Source organism: Streptomyces sp. NBC_01788 (genome assembly GCF_035917575.1).
Taxonomy (GTDB): Bacteria; Actinomycetota; Actinomycetes; order Streptomycetales; family Streptomycetaceae; genus Streptomyces.
The window spans coordinates 6,202,855-6,220,435 of record NZ_CP109090.1 but is presented as its reverse complement, the minus strand read 5'-3'; the positions used below and the strand labels follow the sequence as shown (position 1 = coordinate 6,220,435).

The 17,581-nt window shown below is 71.7% G+C and carries 16 protein-coding genes and 1 pseudogene; 13 read left to right on the top strand and 4 right to left on the bottom strand.

The genetic code is table 11. The annotated features are described in order from the left end of the window. Positions 1-122 precede the first annotated feature (122 nt). The 11 genes from OIE49_RS28090 to OIE49_RS28040 all read left to right on the top strand — a co-directional run bounded on the left by OIE49_RS28090 (position 123) and on the right by OIE49_RS28040 (position 10,632). The gene (locus tag OIE49_RS28090) at positions 123-695 is read left to right on the top strand and encodes a GNAT family N-acetyltransferase (protein ID WP_326804700.1); all 573 of its coding nucleotides are present in this window, start codon (positions 123-125) and stop codon (positions 693-695) included. 397 nt (positions 696-1,092) lie between these two features. After that, the gene (locus OIE49_RS28085; protein ID WP_326804699.1) at positions 1,093-2,784 is read left to right on the top strand and encodes a nitrite/sulfite reductase; all 1,692 of its coding nucleotides are present in this window, start codon (positions 1,093-1,095) and stop codon (positions 2,782-2,784) included. Next, positions 2,781-2,963 carry a hypothetical protein gene (locus OIE49_RS28080; protein ID WP_326804698.1) on the top strand — a complete coding sequence of 61 codons (183 nt, stop codon included), beginning with the start codon at positions 2,781-2,783 and terminating at the stop codon, positions 2,961-2,963. The genes OIE49_RS28085 and OIE49_RS28080 overlap by 4 nt, the downstream gene beginning before the upstream one ends. Then, the gene (locus OIE49_RS28075; protein ID WP_326804697.1) at positions 2,960-3,670 is read left to right on the top strand and encodes a phosphoadenylyl-sulfate reductase; all 711 of its coding nucleotides are present in this window, start codon (positions 2,960-2,962) and stop codon (positions 3,668-3,670) included. Before OIE49_RS28080 ends, OIE49_RS28075 begins: the two co-directional genes overlap by 4 nt. Positions 3,671-4,006: 336 nt before the next feature. Then, entirely contained in the window at positions 4,007-4,543 is a 537-nt protein-coding gene (gene cysC / locus OIE49_RS28070; RefSeq protein ID WP_326804696.1) for an adenylyl-sulfate kinase, read from the top strand. Beyond that, on the top strand, positions 4,540-5,484 hold the full coding sequence (gene cysD / locus OIE49_RS28065; RefSeq protein WP_326804695.1) for a sulfate adenylyltransferase subunit CysD: 945 nt from the start codon (positions 4,540-4,542) through the stop codon (positions 5,482-5,484). Before cysC ends, cysD begins: the two co-directional genes overlap by 4 nt. A 2-nt stretch (positions 5,485-5,486) precedes the next feature. Next, positions 5,487-6,815: a sulfate adenylyltransferase subunit 1 gene (locus OIE49_RS28060; RefSeq protein WP_326804694.1), complete on the top strand. Its 1,329-nt coding sequence runs from the start codon at positions 5,487-5,489 to the stop codon at positions 6,813-6,815. A 223-nt stretch (positions 6,816-7,038) separates the two neighbouring features. Further along, positions 7,039-8,187, top strand: a complete 1,149-nt coding sequence (locus OIE49_RS28055; RefSeq protein WP_401743202.1) for an aliphatic sulfonate ABC transporter substrate-binding protein — start codon at positions 7,039-7,041, stop codon at positions 8,185-8,187. A 35-nt stretch (positions 8,188-8,222) separates the two neighbouring features. Beyond that, positions 8,223-9,002, top strand: coding sequence for an ABC transporter ATP-binding protein (locus OIE49_RS28050; protein WP_326804693.1), 780 nt, complete (start codon positions 8,223-8,225; stop codon positions 9,000-9,002). Next, the gene (locus tag OIE49_RS28045) at positions 8,989-9,879 is read left to right on the top strand and encodes an ABC transporter permease (protein ID WP_326804692.1); all 891 of its coding nucleotides are present in this window, start codon (positions 8,989-8,991) and stop codon (positions 9,877-9,879) included. Before OIE49_RS28050 ends, OIE49_RS28045 begins: the two co-directional genes overlap by 14 nt. Before the next feature lie 6 nt (positions 9,880-9,885). Next, on the top strand, positions 9,886-10,632 hold the full coding sequence (locus OIE49_RS28040) for a sirohydrochlorin chelatase (protein ID WP_326804691.1): 747 nt from the start codon (positions 9,886-9,888) through the stop codon (positions 10,630-10,632). 211 nt (positions 10,633-10,843) lie between these two features. On the opposite strand, the pseudogene OIE49_RS28035 reads toward OIE49_RS28040, so the two are convergent. Together OIE49_RS28035 and OIE49_RS28030 are read right to left on the bottom strand one after the other, a co-directional pair. Continuing rightward, positions 10,844-11,107: pseudogene (locus OIE49_RS28035) on the bottom strand (mycothiol-dependent nitroreductase Rv2466c family protein); the annotation flags it as partial. Positions 11,108-11,256: 149 nt separating this feature from the next. Then, positions 11,257-12,270, bottom strand: a complete 1,014-nt coding sequence (locus OIE49_RS28030) for a ketopantoate reductase family protein (protein WP_326804690.1) — start codon at positions 12,268-12,270, stop codon at positions 11,257-11,259. Between the two features lie 67 nt (positions 12,271-12,337). Between OIE49_RS28030 and OIE49_RS28025 the strand changes: the two genes are divergently transcribed. Then, on the top strand, positions 12,338-13,165 hold the full coding sequence (locus OIE49_RS28025; RefSeq protein ID WP_326806344.1) for an aldo/keto reductase: 828 nt from the start codon (positions 12,338-12,340) through the stop codon (positions 13,163-13,165). A gap of 46 nt (positions 13,166-13,211) precedes the next feature. Here the strand turns inward: OIE49_RS28025 and OIE49_RS28020 are convergent, their stop codons facing one another. Further along, positions 13,212-13,760: a DUF1697 domain-containing protein gene (locus OIE49_RS28020; RefSeq protein WP_326804689.1), complete on the bottom strand. Its 549-nt coding sequence runs from the start codon at positions 13,758-13,760 to the stop codon at positions 13,212-13,214. A 260-nt stretch (positions 13,761-14,020) separates the two neighbouring features. On the opposite strand from OIE49_RS28020, the gene OIE49_RS28015 reads away from it, so the two are divergent. Beyond that, positions 14,021-16,273 (top strand): MMPL family transporter, encoded by a 2,253-nt coding sequence (locus OIE49_RS28015; protein ID WP_326804688.1) that lies wholly within the window; start codon positions 14,021-14,023, stop codon positions 16,271-16,273. Between the two features lie 27 nt (positions 16,274-16,300). On the opposite strand, the gene mgt is transcribed toward OIE49_RS28015, so the two are convergent. Beyond that, entirely contained in the window at positions 16,301-17,497 is a 1,197-nt protein-coding gene (gene mgt / locus OIE49_RS28010; RefSeq protein WP_326804687.1) for a macrolide-inactivating glycosyltransferase, read from the bottom strand. Positions 17,498-17,581 lie beyond the last annotated feature (84 nt).

The window sequence follows — 17,581 nt, the reverse complement described above, 5'->3', positions numbered from 1 at the left end:
CAGACGGACGGGCGCCGCGCCGGGCTGGCGGACGGCAGCCGCGCCGGGCCGCCGGAGCGTCCCGAGTGAGACCCGGCACCCCCGATCGACAGCGGAGCGGCGCGGATGATTCCCTGACCGGCATGACGAGCATCGCCGTGACCACCTGGTCCCTGGAGCAGACCTCCCCGACCGACCTCCTGCCGGCCGCAGTGCCCGAGGGGGACGTACGGGTCGTCCGCTCCGAGATCCCCTCCCCCGAGTTCAGCCGGTTCCTGTACGCCTCGGTCGGCGGCGACATCCGCTGGACGGACCGGCTCGGCTGGTCGTACGCGCGGTGGCGGGAGCACCTGGAGCGTCCGGGTGTCGAGACGTGGGTGGCGTACGACCGCGGCACCCCGGCGGGCTATGTCGAGTTGGAGGCGCAGGACGAGGGCGTCGTGGAGATCGTGTACTTCGGGCTGATCGCGGCCTTCCGCGGCCGGCGGATCGGCGGCCACCTGCTGTCCTGCGGCACCGCCCGCGCCTGGGACCTGGCCGACCGCCGGCCCGGGTGGACGCCGACGAAGCGCGTGTGGCTGCACACGTGCAGCAAGGACGGCGAGTACGCGATGGACAACTACCAGCGCCGTGGCTTCAAGCTCTTCGACACCAAGGTCGAGGAGGAGCACGAAGTGGCCACCCCGGGACCGTGGCCGGGGGCGTACCCGGCCTGAGCTCCAAGTGGGCGCATGACGGCGGCCGATGCGCCGGACGACACCCCTGTCCCGTAATACGGGACAGGGGTGTCCGCATGCCGGACGATGCTGGACGCTGTCCAGATCTCCGTGCCAGGCTTTCCGCATGTCTGGAACTGGAATCGCCTTGGTGAGCCGACGGCACGTCGACCACGGCCGCATGTCCAGCGCCATCTGTCCGGGGAGCTGACCTCGCCCGCCGTGGCCTGACGGCCACGAGCCCGGCGCCGCCGGCTTTTCCCGTTTTCCCTTTTCTTACCGCTTTACCTGCTGTCCCGCCCTGCGCACTGACGCGCCCGCCCGCGCGTCTGCCCGTGCGCCTGCACCCGCGCAGGTCCAGAGCCGCATTCCCGCTGTCCCGAAGGACGTATCGACCATGGCCGCCTCCTCGCAGAACCCCGCCGCGTCCGGCCGCAAGGTGAGCCGTCACCGCGGCGAGGGACAGTGGGCCGTGGGGCATCTGACCCCGCTCAACGGCAACGAGCAGTTCAAGAAGGACGACGACGGTCTCAATGTGCGGACACGTATTGAGACCATCTACTCCAAGCGCGGTTTCGACTCGATCGACCCCAACGACCTGCGCGGCCGGATGCGCTGGTGGGGCCTGTACACCCAGCGCAAGCCCGGCATCGACGGCGGCAAGACCGCGATCCTGGAGCCGGAGGAGCTGGACGACCGCTACTTCATGATGCGCGTACGCATCGACGGCGGCCGGCTGACCACCCGGCAGCTGCGGGTCATCGGCGAGGTCTCGCAGGAGTTCGCGCGCGGCACCGCCGACATCACCGACCGGCAGAACATCCAGTACCACTGGATCCGGATCGAGGACGTGCCGGAGATCTGGAACCGCCTGGAGGCCGTCGGCCTGTCCACGGTCACCGCCTGCGGCGACACCCCGCGCGTGATGATCGGCTCCCCCGTTGCCGGCATCGCCGAGGACGAGATCATCGACGCCACCCCGGCGCTGGAGGAGATACAGCGCCGCGTCCTGGGCAACAAGGCGTACTCGAACCTGCCCCGGAAGTTCAAGACGGCCATCTCCGGCTCCCCGCTGCTCGACGTGGTGCACGAGATCAACGACGTCGCGTTCGTGGGCGTGCGCCACCCCGAGCACGGGCCCGGCTTCGACCTGTGGGTCGGCGGCGGTCTGTCCACCAACCCCAAGCTGGGCGTGCGGCTGGGCGCCTGGGTGCCGCTGGAGGAGGTCCCGGACGTCTACGAGGGCGTTCTGTCGATCTTCCGCGACTACGGCTACCGGCGGCTGCGCAACCGGGCCCGGCTGAAGTTCCTGGTCGCCGACTGGGGCGCGGAGAAGTTCCGCCAGGTACTGGAGGACGAGTACCTGAAGCGGCCGCTCGTCGACGGGCCCGCCCCCGAGGAGCCGGTCCAGCGGTGGCGCGACCACGTCGGGGTGCACCGGCAGAACGACGGCCGGCACTACGTCGGTTTCGCCCCGCGGGTCGGCCGCGTCGACGGCGCCACCCTGACGAAGATCGCCGATCTGGCCGAGGCGCACGGCTCGGGGCGGGTCCGTACCACCGTCGAGCAGAAGATGATCATCCTCGACGTCGAGGGGGACCAGGTCGACTCGCTGGTCGCCGGTCTCGAGGCCCTGGACCTCACCGCCCGGCCGTCCACGTTCCGGCGCGGCACCATGGCCTGCACCGGCATCGAGTTCTGCAAGCTCGCCATCGTCGAGACCAAGGCGCGCGGCGCCTCGCTGATCGACGAACTCGAGCGCCGCCTGCCGGACTTCGACGAGCCGATCACCATCAACCTCAACGGCTGCCCCAATGCCTGCGCCCGTATCCAGGTGGCGGACATCGGCCTCAAGGGCCAGTTGGTCGTCGACGACCGCGGCGAGCAGGTCGAGGGCTACCAGGTGCACCTGGGCGGCGCGCTGGGCCTGGAGCCCGGCTTCGGCCGCAAGGTGCGCGGTCTGAAGGTGACGGCCACGGAGCTGCCCGACTACATCGAGCGGGTCCTGAGCCGCTACCAGGAGCAGCGCCAGGACGGCGAGCGGTTCGCCGCCTGGGCCGCGCGGGCGTCCGAGAAGGAGCTGTCATGAGCGAGCGTGCCGCCCCCTTCTACTGCCCGTACTGCGGCGAGGAGGACCTGCGTCCCAGCGAGGAGGGCCACGGGGCCTGGGAGTGCGCGGGATGCAACCGGGCCTTCCGGCTGAAGTTCCTCGGCCTGCTCGCCCGGGGCGGCCAGCGCGCCGGCCACGAAGGGGACGAGGGGATATGACAGCCACTCAGGAAGCAACCGGAGAAGCCGAGTTGAAGGAACTGGCCGAACAGGCGGGCCGTGACCTGGAGGACGCCTCCGCGCTGGAGATCCTCCAGTGGGCGGCCGGCGCCTTCGGCCGCAGGTTCTGCGTCACCTCCTCCATGGAGGACGCGGTGGTCGCCCACCTCGCCTCCCGTGCGATGCCGGGCGTGGACGTGGTGTTCCTCGACACCGGCTACCACTTCCCGGAGACCATCGGCACCCGCGACGCGGTCGAGGCCGTGATGGACGTCCACGTCATCACCCTCACCCCGGAGCGGACCGTCGCCGAGCAGGACGCGGAGTACGGCCCGAGGCTGCACGACCGCGATCCGGACCTGTGCTGCCGGCTGCGCAAGGTGCGGCCGCTGGAGGAGGGCTTGAAGGGCTACACGGCCTGGGCGACCGGGCTGCGCCGCGACGAGTCCCCGACCCGGGCGAACACGCCGGTCGTCGGCTGGGACGAGAAGCGGCGGAAGGTCAAGGTCTCCCCGATCGCCCGCTGGACCCAGGACGACGTGGACGCCTACGTCGCCGAACACGGCGTGCTCACCAACCCGTTGCTGATGGACGGCTACGGCTCGGTGGGCTGCGCGCCCTGCACCCGGCGCCTGCTGGAGGGCGAGGACGCCCGCGCCGGCCGCTGGGCGGGCAGCGCCAAGACCGAGTGCGGACTGCACGGCTGACCCATGACCGTGCTGTCCACGACCGCTTCCACCCACAGGGAGACACACTTGAACCCTCCCCCAGCTGAAGCAGGGGGATTCCTGGCTCAAGCAGCTAATTCGCTCAGCGAGCGGACGAGTCTGACGCTCTCAGCACCAGCCGGGACGGAACCTGCCCGGTTGCCCATTCAAGACAAAGGAGTTGCGCGTGCTTGGCTCTCGCAACGCACGGCGCTCAGCCTACCCGACCATCTGGGCGGTCTTTCACCTTTTGGGCGAAACCCCGTTCCCTGCCCTGCTCCGCAGGAGTCCGACTCATCCCCCGGCTGAAGCCGGGGGCGTCCCCGGAGGTTTCCAGTGACGACCGGAGCCACCGTCTGGCTCACGGGTCTGCCGAGCGCCGGCAAGACCACCATCGCGCACGAACTGGCCGGACGGCTGCGTGCGGAGGGCCACCGCGTCGAGGTGCTCGACGGCGACGAGATCCGCGAGTTCCTCTCCGCGGGCCTCGGCTTCGGCCGCGCCGACCGGCACACCAACGTGCGGCGCATCGGCTTCGTCGCCGAACTGCTCGCCCGCAACGGGGTCAAGGCGCTGGTGCCGGTGATCGCGCCGTACACCGACAGCCGCGACGCGGTGCGCGAGTGGCACGCGAAGAACGGCACGGCGTACCTGGAGGTGCACGTCGCCACCCCGGTCGAGGTGTGCTCGGTACGCGATGTGAAGGGTCTGTACGCCAAGCAGGCCGCGGGTGAACTGACGGGTCTGACGGGCGTCGACGACCCGTACGAGGAGCCCCTCTCGCCGGACCTGCGCATCGAGTCGCAGCACCAGACGGTCCGGGAGTCGGCCGGTTCCGTGCACACGCTGCTCAGCGAAAGGGGACTGGCATGACGACCGTCGCCAAGACCAAGGCGGGCGACGAGGGCACGGGCAGCCCGTACACCCTCTCCCACCTGGACGCGCTGGAGTCCGAGGCGGTGCACATCTTCCGCGAGGTGGCAGGCGAGTTCGAGAACCCGGTGATCCTGTTCTCCGGGGGCAAGGACTCCATCGTCATGCTGCACCTGGCGCTGAAGGCGTTCCGGCCCGCCGCGGTGCCCTTCTCGCTGCTGCACGTGGACACCGGGCACAACTTCCCCGAGGTCCTGGACTACCGCGACCGCACGGTGGCCGGGCACGGGCTTCGGCTGCACGTCGCCTCCGTGCAGGACTACATCGACCGGGGCGTCCTCAAGGAGCGTCCGGACGGCACCCGCAATCCGCTCCAGACCCTCCCGCTGACCGAGAGGATCCAGTCCGAGCGGTTCGACGCGGTCTTCGGCGGCGGCCGCCGCGACGAGGAGAAGGCCCGCGCCAAGGAGCGGGTGTTCTCGCTGCGCGACGAGTTCTCCCAGTGGGACCCGCGCCGCCAGCGGCCCGAGCTGTGGAACCTCTACAACGGCCGGCACGCGCCCGGCGAGCACGTCCGGGTGTTCCCGCTGTCCAACTGGACCGAGCTGGACGTGTGGCAGTACATCGCCCGCGAGGGCATCGAGCTGCCCGGGATCTACTACGCCCACACGCGCGAGGTCTTCTCGCGCGACGGCATGTGGCTGACCGCCGGCGACTGGGGCGGCCCCAAGGACGGCGAGAGCGTGGAGAAGCGGCTCGTGCGCTACCGCACCGTCGGCGACATGTCGTGCACCGGCGCCGTCGACTCCGACGCCGACACCATCGAGAAGGTGATCACCGAGATCGCCGCCTCGCGCCTGACCGAGCGCGGCGCCACCCGGGCCGACGACAAGCTGTCCGAGGCCGCGATGGAAGACCGCAAGCGCGAGGGGTACTTCTAGAGATGACCACGACCACGGACCTGGCGTCCACCACCCTGCTGCGGTTCGCCACCGCCGGCTCCGTCGACGACGGCAAGTCCACCCTCGTGGGCCGGCTGCTGCACGACTCCAAGTCGGTCCTCACCGACCAGCTGGAGGCCGTGGAGCGCGCCTCCGCGAGCCGCGGCCAGCAGACCCCGGACCTCGCCCTGCTGACGGACGGGCTGCGCGCCGAGCGCGAGCAGGGCATCACCATCGACGTGGCCTACCGCTACTTCGCCACCCCGCGCCGCCGGTTCATCCTCGCGGACACCCCGGGCCATGTGCAGTACACGCGGAACATGGTCACCGGCGCGTCCACCGCCGAGCTGACGGTGATCCTGGTGGACGCCCGCAACGGCGTGGTGGAGCAGACCCGCCGGCACGCGGCGATCGCCGCGCTGCTGCGCGTGCCGCACGTGGTCCTGGCCGTGAACAAGATGGACCTGGTCGACCACCGCGAGTCCGTGTTCGCCGCGATCGCCGAGGAGTTCACGGCGTACGCGACCGAACTGGGCGTCCCGGAGGTCACCGCCATCCCGATCTCGGCGCTGGTCGGCGACAACGTGGTGGAGCCGTCCGCGACCATGGACTGGTACGGCGGCCCGACCGTCCTGGAGCACCTGGAGACGGTCCCGGTCAGCCACGACCTGGCGCACTGCCACGCGCGGCTGCCCGTGCAGTACGTGATCCGGCCGCAGAGCGCCGAGCACCCCGACTACCGGGGCTACGCGGGCCAGATCGCCGCGGGCAGCTTCCGGGTCGGCGACGAGGTGAAGGTGCTGCCGTCCGGCCGCACCAGCCGGATCTCCGGCATCGACCTGCTCGGTGAGCCGGTCGACGTGGCCTGGACGGCGCAGTCGGTGACGGTCCTGCTCCGGGACGACGTCGACGTCTCGCGCGGCGACCTGATCGTGCCCGCCAAGGACGCGCCCGCCACCACCCAGGACGTGGAGGCGACCGTCTGCCACGTCGCCGACCAGCCGCTGACCGTCGGCCACCGGGTGCTGCTCAAGCACGGCACCCGCACGGTCAAGGCGATCGTCAAGGACATCCCGTCCCGGCTCACCCTGGACGACCTGTCCCTGCACCCGCACCCCGGCCGGCTCGTCGCCAACGACATCGGGCGGGTCAAGATCCGCACCGCCGAGCCGCTGCCGGTCGACTCCTACGCCGACTCCCGCCGCACCGGCTCGTTCATCCTGATCGACCCGGCCGACGGCACCACGCTCACCGCGGGGATGGTCGGCGAGTCGTTCGCCGCGCCGGCACCGGTCAAGGACGCGGCGGACGAGGACGGCTGGGACTTCTGACCATGGACTCCCGGGACTTCTACTCGACGTTCGCCAAGGAGGGCGGCCGGGTCGGCAGCGGCGCCCTCGGCAGCGGACAGGGCGGGGTGGCGCGATGTGCGCGCTGACGTACGCGCACTGCCCGCGCGCCCTCACCCCCCACCCCCGCTTACTTGGACCTGCCGACTTCCCGGCCACGGCCTGACCGGCCGTGAGCGCCGGGCCTGCGAGAGGAAAGCCTCCCGTGCCTGCCAGCCTTCCCCCGTTCCGCTTCCGCCCCGCCGGGGGCTCCCCCGGGCCCGTACTCCGCCGCGGCCTCGTCGTGCTCGCCGCCCTGCCCCTGCTCACGCTCGCCGCCTGCGGCTACGGCTCCCAGGCCGACGACGACGGCGCCCGGCAGAAGGTGGCCGCCGGTGCCGAGAAGACCGACGGGCTCGACTCGGTCAGGATCGGCTACTTCGGCAACCTGACCCACGCGACCGCGCTGGTCGGAGTGCAGAAGGGCTTCTTCCAGAAGGAGTTGGGCGCAACGGTCGTCAAGCCGTCGGTCTTCAACGCCGGGCCGTCCGAGATCGAGGCCCTCAACTCCGGCTCCATCGACATCGGCTGGATCGGCCCGTCCCCGGCGATCAACGGCTACACCAAGTCGGACGGCAAGAGCCTGCGCATCATCGGCGGTTCGGCCTCCGGCGGGGTCAAGCTCGTGGTCGACCCGGCGAAGATCAAGTCCTTGCAGGACGTCAAGGGCAAGAAGATCGCGACCCCGCAGCTCGGCAACACGCAGGACGTGGCGTTCCTCAACTGGATCGCCGAACAGGGCTGGAAGGTCGACGCGCAGAGCGGCAAGGGCGACGTCTCCGTGGTCCGCACCGACAACAAGATCACCCCGGACGCCTACAAGTCCGGCTCCATCGACGGCGCCTGGGTGCCGGAACCGACCGCGTCGAAGCTGGTCGCCGAAGGCGCCAAGGTACTCCTTGACGAGTCTTCCCTGTGGCCCGACAAGAAGTTCGTGATCACGAACATCATCGTGTCGCAGAAGTTCCTCAAGGAGCACCCGAAGGCCGTCGAGGCGGTGCTGAGGGCCTCCGTGGAGACCAACACGTGGATCAACGCCCACCCGGACGAGGCGAAGGCCGCGGCGAACAAGCAGCTGGGGACCGACTCCGGCAAGGAGCTGCCCGAGAACGTCCTCGACCCGGCGTGGAAGTCCATCCAGATCACCGACGACCCGCTGGCCTCCACTCTCGACACCGAGGCGCAGCACGCGGTCAAGGCGGGCCTGCTGCAGAGCCCGAAGCTGGCCGGCATCTACGACCTCGCCCCGCTGAACAAGGTGCTGAAGGCCGCGGGCCGGCCGACCGTCGACGACGCCGGTCTCGGCGCCCAGTAGATCCGTAGCCGAAGAGTTCCCAGGAGGTGACGACCATGGCCACGACCCTTGCCAGGGCCGCCGAGACCGTAGAGCACGCGGCCCACCTCGAGAACGTCTCGAAGTCCTTCGCGGCACCGGGCGGGCAGCAACTCGTACTGGACGGCATCAGCCTCGATGTCGCCCCGGGCGAGTTCGTCACCCTCCTGGGGGCCTCGGGCTGCGGCAAGTCCACGCTGCTGAACCTGGTGGCGGGCCTTGACCGGCCCACCGCCGGGTCCATCACGACGGACGGCCGCCCCGCCCTGATGTTCCAGGAGCACGCCCTGTTCCCCTGGCTTACCGCCGGCAGGAACATCGAACTCGCCCTCAGGCTGCGCGGAGTGGCGAAGCCGGAGCGGCGCGGCCGGGCCGAGGAGCTGCTCGAACTCGTCCGGCTGAAGGGCGCGTACGGCAAGCGCGTCCACGAACTGTCCGGCGGGATGCGCCAGCGGGTGGCGATGGCCCGCGCGCTGGCCCAGGAGAGCAACCTGCTGCTGATGGACGAGCCGTTCGCGGCGCTCGACGCCATCACCCGGGACGTCCTGCACGACGAGCTGACCCGGATCTGGCAGCAGACCGGGGTGTCGGTGCTGTTCGTCACGCACAACGTGCGCGAGGCGGTGCGGCTCGCACAGCGCGTCGTCCTGCTGTCCTCCCGTCCGGGCCGGGTGGCCCGCGAGTGGACGGTGGACATCCCGCAGCCGCGCCGCATCGAGGACGCGCCCGTGGCGGAACTGTCCCTGGAGATCACCGAAGTCCTGCGTGGGGAGATCCGCCGACATGGCCAGCACTGAGACGAAGACGGCCCAAGGCGCCGAACTGGCCGATGTCGAGGCCGGTCTCGACGCCCTGGAGACCACGGCGGCCGACCGTGCGCCGCTGCGCCAGACCCTGGTCAACAAGGTCCTGCCGCCGGTCGTGGCGGTCGCGGTGGTCCTGGTGGTCTGGCAGGCGCTGATCTCCCTGAAGGTGGTCGACGACCCGAGCCGGCTGCCCTCGCCCGCCGACGTGGGCGGCGAGTTCAAGGACGCCTGGTTGCAGGGCAAGCTGCTCGGCTTCATCTGGACGTCCGTCTCGCGCGGCCTGCTGGGCTTCCTGTTCGCGCTGGCCATCGGCACCCCGCTGGGCCTGCTGGTGGCCCGGGTGAAGTTCGTGCGCGCGGCCCTCGGCCCGATCCTGTCCGGCCTCCAGTCGCTGCCGTCGGTGGCGTGGGTGCCGCCGGCGGTGATCTGGCTGGGCCTGGACAACTCGATGATGTACGCGGTGATCCTGCTCGGCGCGGTCCCGTCCATCGCCAACGGACTGGTGTCCGGCATCGACCAGGTGCCGCCGCTGTTCCTGCGGGCGGGCCGCACGATGGGCGCGACGGGTGCCCGGGGCGCCTGGCACATCGTCCTGCCGGCCGCCCTGCCGGGCTATCTGGCCGGTCTGAAGCAGGGCTGGGCGTTCTCCTGGCGGTCACTGATGGCGGCGGAGATCATCGCCTCCTCGCCGGACCTGGGCATCGGCCTGGGCGCGCTGCTGGAGAACGGCCGCAACGCGAGCTCCATGGCCATGGTCTTCGAGGCCATCATCCTGATCCTGTTCGTCGGCATCGCCATCGACCTGCTGATCTTCAGTCCGCTGGAGCGGCGGGTGCTGCGCGGCCGCGGTCTTCTCGTGAAGAGCTGAACGCCCATGATCCACCAGCCCGTTCTCCTCGTCGTCGCCCACGGCAGCCGCGATCCGCGCCATGCCGCGACCGTCCACGCCCTGGTCCGCCGGGTCCGGGCGCTGCGCCCCGGGCTGCGGGTGGAGACCGGGTTCCTGGAGTTCAACGTGCCGTCCGTGCCGGGCGTGCTGGACGCCCTGGCGGCCGACGGGGTGCGGGACGTCGTGGCCCTGCCGCTGCTGCTGACCCGCGCCTTCCACGCCAAGGCGGACATCCCCTCGGTGCTGCGCCGGGCGCCGTCGCGGCTGCGGATCCGGCAGGCGGAGGTCCTCGGCCCCTCACCGCTGCTGACGGACGCCCTGGAGAGGCGTCTGTACGAGGCGGGGCTCGACCCCGCCGACAAGTCCTCGACCGGGGTCGTACTGGCCTCGGCGGGGTCCTCGGACCCGGAGGCGATCGCAGTGATCGCAGAAATCGCGCGGGAGTGGCGGCACACCGGCTGGTGCGCCGTGCGGCCTGCGTTCGCCTCCGCCTCCCCGCCGCGCACCGAGGACGCGGTGCGGGAACTGCGCGAACTGGGCTGCGCCAGGGTCGCGGTCGCCCCGTACGTCCTGGCACCCGGCTTCCTGCCCGACCGCATCGCCCGCGGCGCGACCGAGGCCGGCGCCGACGTACTGGCCGGGGTGCTCGGGCCCGCCCCGGAGGTGGCCCGGGTCCTGCTGGAGCGCTACGACGCCGCCCGGCTGCCGCTGTCGGCGGCCCTGGGAGCCTGACGGACGGAGGACGGGTTCCGCCCGCGGCCCGGCACTCCCCCGTGGTGCCGGTCCGCGAACGGCCCCTCCACCACCCGCCGTTGACCGGTGAGCGGTGGTGACATCCAGTTCAGCGTGCGGCGGTCCGCAAGTGTCACTGCCCTGCCGCGGGCGGGTCCCCGAATGCGGATCATCCCGCCCATGCCGTACGCGAGGGACCCTCGGCCGGGGCTCAGCCGAAGCGGAGTGACCCGGTGCGGGTGCGCTTGAGTTCGAAGAAGTCCGGCCGGGTTGCCAGGACGTGGAAGGCGTCGAACAGCTCCGCCGCCTCGGCGCCACGCGGGACGGCCCGCAGCACCGGCCCGAACCAGACCGTTCCGTCGACGTGGAGGGTGGGCGTCCCCACGTACGCGCCGGTCTCCGTCTCAGCACCGGCCTCGTGACTGCGCCGTACCGCCTCGTCGTACGACGAATCGTGCGCGGCCGCGGCGAGGTCCCGGTCAGGCGGGGTCGAAGTAGAGGTCGACGCGGGTCGGCGAGTCGGGCGAGTCAGGGGTCATGCCGTCGACGCCAGCGGCTGATTGGCACCGGATCCCGGTCCAGTCGTGAGGTCTTTTCATGCGCCACTTGGCCCGCCCGGCCCGCTCAGCCCTCCGTGTCCGCCGCGTCCGCCAGCCGCACCAGCTCCGCCACCGGCATCGAGCCCGCCGCCCGGCGCTCTCGCGCGAACGTGTTGGCCAGGTGCTGGAGCAGTTCGTTGAGCGGTGTCGGTATGCCGTGCAGCCGGCCCAGGAGCACGATCTCCCCGTTGAGGTGGTCGGCCTCGATGGAACCGGTGCCCCGGGCGAGGGACTGCCAGGAGGAGCCCCCGCCGCGCGGGGCGCCGGGCAGCGGCACCAGGGTGATCTTGTCGCCGCGGACCTCCTTCTGCTCCTCGGCACCCGCCCAGGGAATCCCGGCGGCGGCAAGCACCGCCTCGCCCTCGGCGCGCACCCTCCCGTACAGCGCGTGCGTCGCCTCGCTGTCCAGCGGGCCGCTGACGGCCTCGATCGCGTTGGCGAGGTTGCCGAGCAGCTTGGCGTACTGCCAGCGGCTCACGTCCGGCACGACCGGCGCCTCGAAGTGCGCCGACTCCAGGTCGGCGGAGATCCGCCGCAGGGTGTCGTCGGTGCCGCCCGGGTAGCGGCCCAGGTGCAGTATGCCGGTGAGCGGGGTGCCCGCGGCCGAGACGGCGCCGGGTTCGACGTGGGCCGCGGGCAGCCAGACGCAGACGCCGTACACGTGCCGGAAGCGGCGCAGGGCGAGCCGTTGGCCCTCCACCCCGTTCTGCGCGCACAGCAGCGGCAGTCTCCGCTCGGCCGTGCCGCCGCCCGCGACCGGCGCCGGACCCCAGGCCGCCAGCGCCGCCTCGGTGTCCTGGGTCTTGACGGCCAGCACCAGCACGTCGTCGGCGCGCAGTTCGCCGAGCGCCTCGGGCCCGTCCACGGCGGGCAGCCGGTACGTGAGTTCGCCCTCCGGCACCGCCAGCCGCAGCCCGTCCTCGCGCAGCGCAGCGAGATGCGCTCCCCGCGCGACCAGTACGACCTCGCGCCCGCTCTGCGCCAGCCGCCCCCCGACGGCGCCGCCGACCGCCCCTGCCCCGATGATGATGTAACGCATGGGACGAGCCTCCCACAGCCCTCCGCATGCCCCACCGGACGACCCAGGAGACCGTGTGACCCCGCAGATGTTCACGCTCGGCGGCGACCTGCCCGTACGGCGCCTCGGCTACGGCACCGCGCAGCTCACCGGCCCCGGCTACTGGGGTCCGCGCGGCGACGCCCGGGACGCGGTGACCGTGCTGCGGCGGGCGGTGGAGCGCGGGGTGAACCTGATCGACACCGCGGACAACTACGGTCCGTCCGTCGCCGAGGAACTGGTGGCCGAGGCCCTGTATCCCTACCCCGAGGACCTGGTGATCGCCACCAAGGGCGGGGTGGTCCGCACCGGCGACAACGCCTGGCGCGTCGACGGGCGGCCGGAGCAGCTGCGGGCGATGTGCGAGGCGAGCCTGCGGAGACTGCGGCTGGAGCGGATCGACCTGTACCAGCTGCACAGGCTCGACCCCGCCGTGCCGATGGCCGAACAGCTCGGCGCGCTCGACGAGTTGCGCGAGGAGGGCAAGATCCGCCACGTCGGCCTGGACACCGTCTCCGCCGAACAGCTCGCCTCGGCGATGGAGTTGACCTCCGTCGCCTCCGTCCAGAACCGCTACAACCTCGCCGACCGCGCGTCGGAGCCGCTGCTGGAGCTGTGCGAGGAGCGCGGTATCGCGTTCCTGCCGTGGTTCCCGCTGGGCAACGGCGCGTTGACCGGGAACCCGGAGTGCGCCCGGATCGCCGCCGCGCACGGCGCCACGCCCGGACAGGTGGCGCTGGCGTGGCTGCTGCACCGCTCCCCCGTGCTCTGTCCGACCCCGGGCACGGGCACGCTCGCCCATCTCGAGGAGAACCTGGACGCGGCGCGCCTGTCCCTCGGCGCCGCCGAGCTGTCCCGGCTGTCCGCCCTCGGGTGAGCGGGCCCGTGGGGGGGCGCGCCCGCGCGGGTCATGTCCGCGCGCGTCAGGCGTCCGGGGCGGTCAGCTCGACGAGTCTGAGCACCGTGTTCCAGTTCCGGCTGGTCGCGATCAGGTCCTTGTTCAGCCGCTTCCTGGCCAGGTGCTCGGCGAGCTTGGAACGGCCGAGCCCGTCCGGCGCGTACAGGTAGAGGGCCCGGTCGCCGAGGCGGAACTCCTCGGGCAGGTAGGCCTCCTGGTCGATCTCCGCGTACCGCTCCGCCCCGACGGGCGCGGAGAAGTAGGTCACGTGCAACTGCCGTCCCTCCAGCTCGGCGGCCGGGAACGGGCAGGACTCGGCGACAGCCCGCAGATAGGCGTGGTCGCGCACGATCACGTCCACCGGGAAGCCGAACCGCTTCTCCAGCGCCGCCGTGAACTCCGCGGCCAGCGACTCCTCGTCGCCGTGACCGGCGGCGAAAACAGCCTGGCCGCTCTGCAGATGGGTCTGCACACGGGTGTGGCCGAGCTCAGCCACCAGGGTGCGCAGCTCGGCCATCGGAACCTTCTTGCCGCCCACGTTGATTCCGCGCAGCAGCGCGGCGTACATCGTCATCCGCCCACGATAGAGCTGCGGGCGTGACGCGCACCCCTGATCCGCGCCCCCGAGAAGCCCGGATACGTGTAAGGGGTCGGCGTCCTCCCCAGTGCGGAGGAAACGGGGTCCGGCAGGAGGAGCCCGGGCGGCGGCACTTCACCGGTCAGCACGACGAGCGGGGCACCGCCCCGCACCTACCTTCGATGCGGAGGGCGACGGCAGGGGGCCGTCGCCGCGCACGAGGTCCGCAGGGCCTCTCAAGAAGGGGCAAGCCCGTCATGGTGAACGCAGAGACACGGGTGCGGGGCCTCGCTGCGCGGGCCGGCGGCTGGAGCGCCCGGCATCGATGGGCCGCTGTCGGGATCTGGGTGCTGTTCGTCGTGCTGGCGATGGGACTGGGGTCGGCGGCCGGCCGGCTGGACGTCAAGGAGAGCGACCAGCTCAAGGGCGAGACACACACCGCGGCGAAGATCATCGAGGACGCGGGGATCAAGGAACCGGCGAGCGAGACCGTCCTGATCCAGGCGAAGGACGGCTCCGGCAGGGCCACGGACGCCGGCTTCCGGACGGCCGTCGGCGAGGTGATCACGGCCGTCGAGGGGACCGGCCTGGCCACGGACGTGACCTCGCCGTACGACACGAAGACCATCTCCGAGGACGGCCGCAGCGCGCTGGTGCAGTTCTCGCTGCGCGGCGAGGCGGACACCGCGGGCGAGCGGGTGGAGCCCGTGCTCAACGCCGTCGCGAACGTCCAGAAGGACCACTCCACGCTGCGGATCGAGGAGATCGGCGGCGCCAGCATGCAGAAGCAGTACTCCGACGCCTTCGGGAACGACTTCCAGCAGGCCGAGTTCTCCGCCGTGCCGGTGGCCCTCGGGATCCTGCTGATCGCCTTCGGCGCGCTGGTGGCCGCGCTGCTGCCCGTGGCGCTGGCGATCACCGCGATCATGGCGACGATGGGCCTGATGGGCATCGTCAGCCACCTCCAGCCGATGAGCGACACGGCCAACTCCGTGATGCTGCTGGTCGGCATGGCGGTCGGCGTCGACTACTGCCTGTTCTACCTGCGCCGCGAGCGCGAGGAGCGGGAGGCCGGGCGGGACGCCGGGACCGCGCTGCGCATCGCCGCCGCGACCAGCGGGCGCGCGATCATCGTCTCCGGCGTCACGGTGTGCGTGGCGATGGCGGGCATGCTGTTCACCGGGGTCGCCGAGTTCGAGGCGATGGGCCTGGCCTCGCTGATGGTGGTGGCCGTCGCCATGGTCGGCTCGGTGACCGTGCTACCGGCGCTGCTGTCGCTGCTGGGCGAGCGGGTCGAGAAGGGGCGCCTGCCGTTCCTGCGGCGGGGCCGGCAGGGCAACGGGGAGAGCAGGTTCTGGACGGCCGTGCTGCGGCGTGTGCTGGCCCGGCCGGCGGTGTCGGCCGCGGTGGCCGTGGGCGCGCTGCTCGCCGTCGCGGCCCCGGCGCTGGGCATGAAGACGTCGCAGCTCACGCTGGACCAGGAGTTCGGCGACTCGCTGCCCATCGTGCAGACCTACCAGCGGCTCAACGAGGCCTTCCCCGGCGGTACTCAGCCGGCCCAGGTGGTCGTGAAGGCGGACGACATCAACGCTCCCGAGGTGCGGCAGGCGCTGGCCGAGTTCAAGGAGCAGGCGGTTGCCTCGGGCGCCTCGCGCGGCCCGGTCGACATCCGGCTGCACGCGGACCACAACGTCGCCCTCGTCTCCGTCCCGCTGGTCGGCGGCTCGGACCTCGACAAGGCGGGCAAGAACCTGGAGAAGCTGCGTGACGAGGTGCGGCCCGCCACGCTGGGCAAGGTCGACGGCGTCCAGGCGCCGATCACCGGCCAGGTCGCCGGCTCGCACGACTTCAACGCGCAGCTCATCGGCTCCGTCGTGCCGGTGTTCGTCTTCGTCGTGGTGTTCGCCTTCCTGCTGATGCTGCTGTCGTTCCGCTCGCTGACCGTCGCGATCACCTCGATCGTGCTGAACCTGCTGTCCGTGGGCGCCGCCTACGGCATCCTCGTCGCGGTCTTCCAGCACGGCTGGGGGGCGTCCCTGGTGGGCGCCCACGGTGTCGGCGCGATCGTCACCTGGCTGCCGCTGTTCCTGTTCGTGATCCTGTTCGGCCTCTCGATGGACTACCACGTCTTCGTGGTCTCCCGGATCCGCGAGGCGCGGCTGCGCGGCCGCGACACGAAGGACGCCATCCAGCACGGTGTGGTCACCACGGCGGGTGTCGTCACCAGCGCCGCGGTCATCATGGTCGCCGTGTTCGCGATCTTCGGGACGCTGTCCATGCAGTCGATGAAGCAGATGGGTGTGGGCCTGGCGGCCGCGGTGCTCATCGACGCCACGGTCATCCGCGGGGTGCTGCTGCCCTCGGTGATGTCCCTGCTGGGCGAACGCAACTGGTACCTGCCCCGCTGGCTGCACCGCCTCCCGGACCTCTCCCACGACGAGCCCCTGGAGCCGGCGGCGGCCCCGCCGGCCCCGCCCGCTCCGAGCAAGGGCGAGCCACTGGGCGTGTGAGCCCTCGGCGGGCAGCGCGTGTCACCTTCACCCGGCGGGCAGTTCGGCCTCGATGAGGTCGGCGGCCCGCCGGGTGCCGCCTTCCTGGGCCATGGCGGCCCGGACGTCCTTCAGCCGCCGGGCCACCTCGGGGTCGTCGACGAGGGCGAGCGCGGCGGCACGCAGGCTCCCGGCGGTCGCCTCCTCCATGGGGAGGTGGCGGGCCACGCCGAGGCCCTGGAGCATGTCCGCGTTGCCGAACTGGTCGACGGCCTGCGGTACGGCGATCATCGGCGTCGAGGTGGCCAGGCCCTCCTGGCTGCCCCCGGCCCCGGCGTGCGTGACGAACAGGGCGGCCTGGCGCAGGATCGCCAACTGCGGCACCCAGGAACGTACTTCGACGTTCGCGGGGACCTCGCCGAGTTCGTCCGGGCGCACGTGCCTGCCGACCTGGAGCACCGTGTGCCAGCCCGGCAGTGCACCGAAGGCCTCGACGCACTCCCGGTAGAAGGCGGCCTGTTTGGTGAAGGCGGAGCCGAGCGAGACGAGCACCACCTTCTCGGCCCCGGCGGGCCGCTCCCAGCCGCCCTGCGCCGAGCGGTCGCCCTGGCAGGCGCCGACGAAGCTGTGGACCTTCTCGTCGACCCGGTCGGCGTGCGGTTGCAGCGCGCGGGGGATCAGGACGAGCGAGCGGTCGGGGCGGCCGGCGAACCGGTCCGGGTGCAGGGTGATCCCGTTCTCCGCGAGCCACGCCTCGAAGCGGGCGTAGTAGGCCCGGCCGCGCTCCGTCTTCCGGGGCTCGGCCCACAGCGGTTCGGCGACCTCCTCCTCGTAGCCCTCCCAGGCCACGAGGTTCGGGGAGAGGGAGATCGCCGGCACGCCCCAGCGGTGGGCGAGGACGCGGGCCGGGTAGGAGGTGATGTCGTGCAGGACGAGGTCCGGCTCGTCGCCGCGGTAGGCCTCGATCAGCTGGGGCAGGGCCTGGATCGCGTCGTTCAGGAACGGTTCGACGTTGTCGAGCAGCGTGGATCCCCAGGCGGAGGGGTCGTCGTCGGGCGAGGGCAGCGTGGAGTGCCAGGACTTCACCTCGGCGCCGGTCTCGGCGACCTTCTCCGCGAAGACGGACGGGATGGCGTACGTCACCCGGTGTCCGCGTGCGACGAGTTCCCTGATCACTTCGAGGCTGGGGTTCACGTGTCCGTGGAGGGCGACGGAGAACATGGCGATGTGGGCGCGAGTGGGCATGTCCAGGACTCTAGACGAGACGATACGTCTCGTGCAACGCGGTTTCGGCGGCGGCGGCTCGCTACGGGGCGGGCGCCGGACACC

What these genes read in the sequence shown, in the direction of transcription:
- cysD (WP_326804695.1), top strand. Translation starts at nt 4,540, where the DNA reads ATGACGACCGTCGCCAAGACCAAGGCGGGCGACGAGGGCACGGGCAGC.
- OIE49_RS28045 (WP_326804692.1), top strand. Translation starts at nt 8,989, where the DNA reads ATGGCCAGCACTGAGACGAAGACGGCCCAAGGCGCCGAACTGGCCGAT.
- mgt (WP_326804687.1), bottom strand. Translation starts at nt 17,497, where the DNA reads ATGCCCACTCGCGCCCACATCGCCATGTTCTCCGTCGCCCTCCACGGA.
- OIE49_RS28090 (WP_326804700.1), top strand. Translation starts at nt 123, where the DNA reads ATGACGAGCATCGCCGTGACCACCTGGTCCCTGGAGCAGACCTCCCCG.
- OIE49_RS28030 (WP_326804690.1), bottom strand. Translation starts at nt 12,270, where the DNA reads ATGCGTTACATCATCATCGGGGCAGGGGCGGTCGGCGGCGCCGTCGGG.
- OIE49_RS28080 (WP_326804698.1), top strand. Translation starts at nt 2,781, where the DNA reads ATGAGCGAGCGTGCCGCCCCCTTCTACTGCCCGTACTGCGGCGAGGAG.
- OIE49_RS28075 (WP_326804697.1), top strand. Translation starts at nt 2,960, where the DNA reads ATGACAGCCACTCAGGAAGCAACCGGAGAAGCCGAGTTGAAGGAACTG.
- OIE49_RS28060 (WP_326804694.1), top strand. Translation starts at nt 5,487, where the DNA reads ATGACCACGACCACGGACCTGGCGTCCACCACCCTGCTGCGGTTCGCC.
- OIE49_RS28040 (WP_326804691.1), top strand. Translation starts at nt 9,886, where the DNA reads ATGATCCACCAGCCCGTTCTCCTCGTCGTCGCCCACGGCAGCCGCGAT.
- OIE49_RS28085 (WP_326804699.1), top strand. Translation starts at nt 1,093, where the DNA reads ATGGCCGCCTCCTCGCAGAACCCCGCCGCGTCCGGCCGCAAGGTGAGC.
- OIE49_RS28015 (WP_326804688.1), top strand. Translation starts at nt 14,021, where the DNA reads ATGGTGAACGCAGAGACACGGGTGCGGGGCCTCGCTGCGCGGGCCGGC.
- OIE49_RS28050 (WP_326804693.1), top strand. Translation starts at nt 8,223, where the DNA reads ATGGCCACGACCCTTGCCAGGGCCGCCGAGACCGTAGAGCACGCGGCC.
- OIE49_RS28020 (WP_326804689.1), bottom strand. Translation starts at nt 13,760, where the DNA reads ATGACGATGTACGCCGCGCTGCTGCGCGGAATCAACGTGGGCGGCAAG.
- OIE49_RS28025 (WP_326806344.1), top strand. Translation starts at nt 12,338, where the DNA reads ATGTTCACGCTCGGCGGCGACCTGCCCGTACGGCGCCTCGGCTACGGC.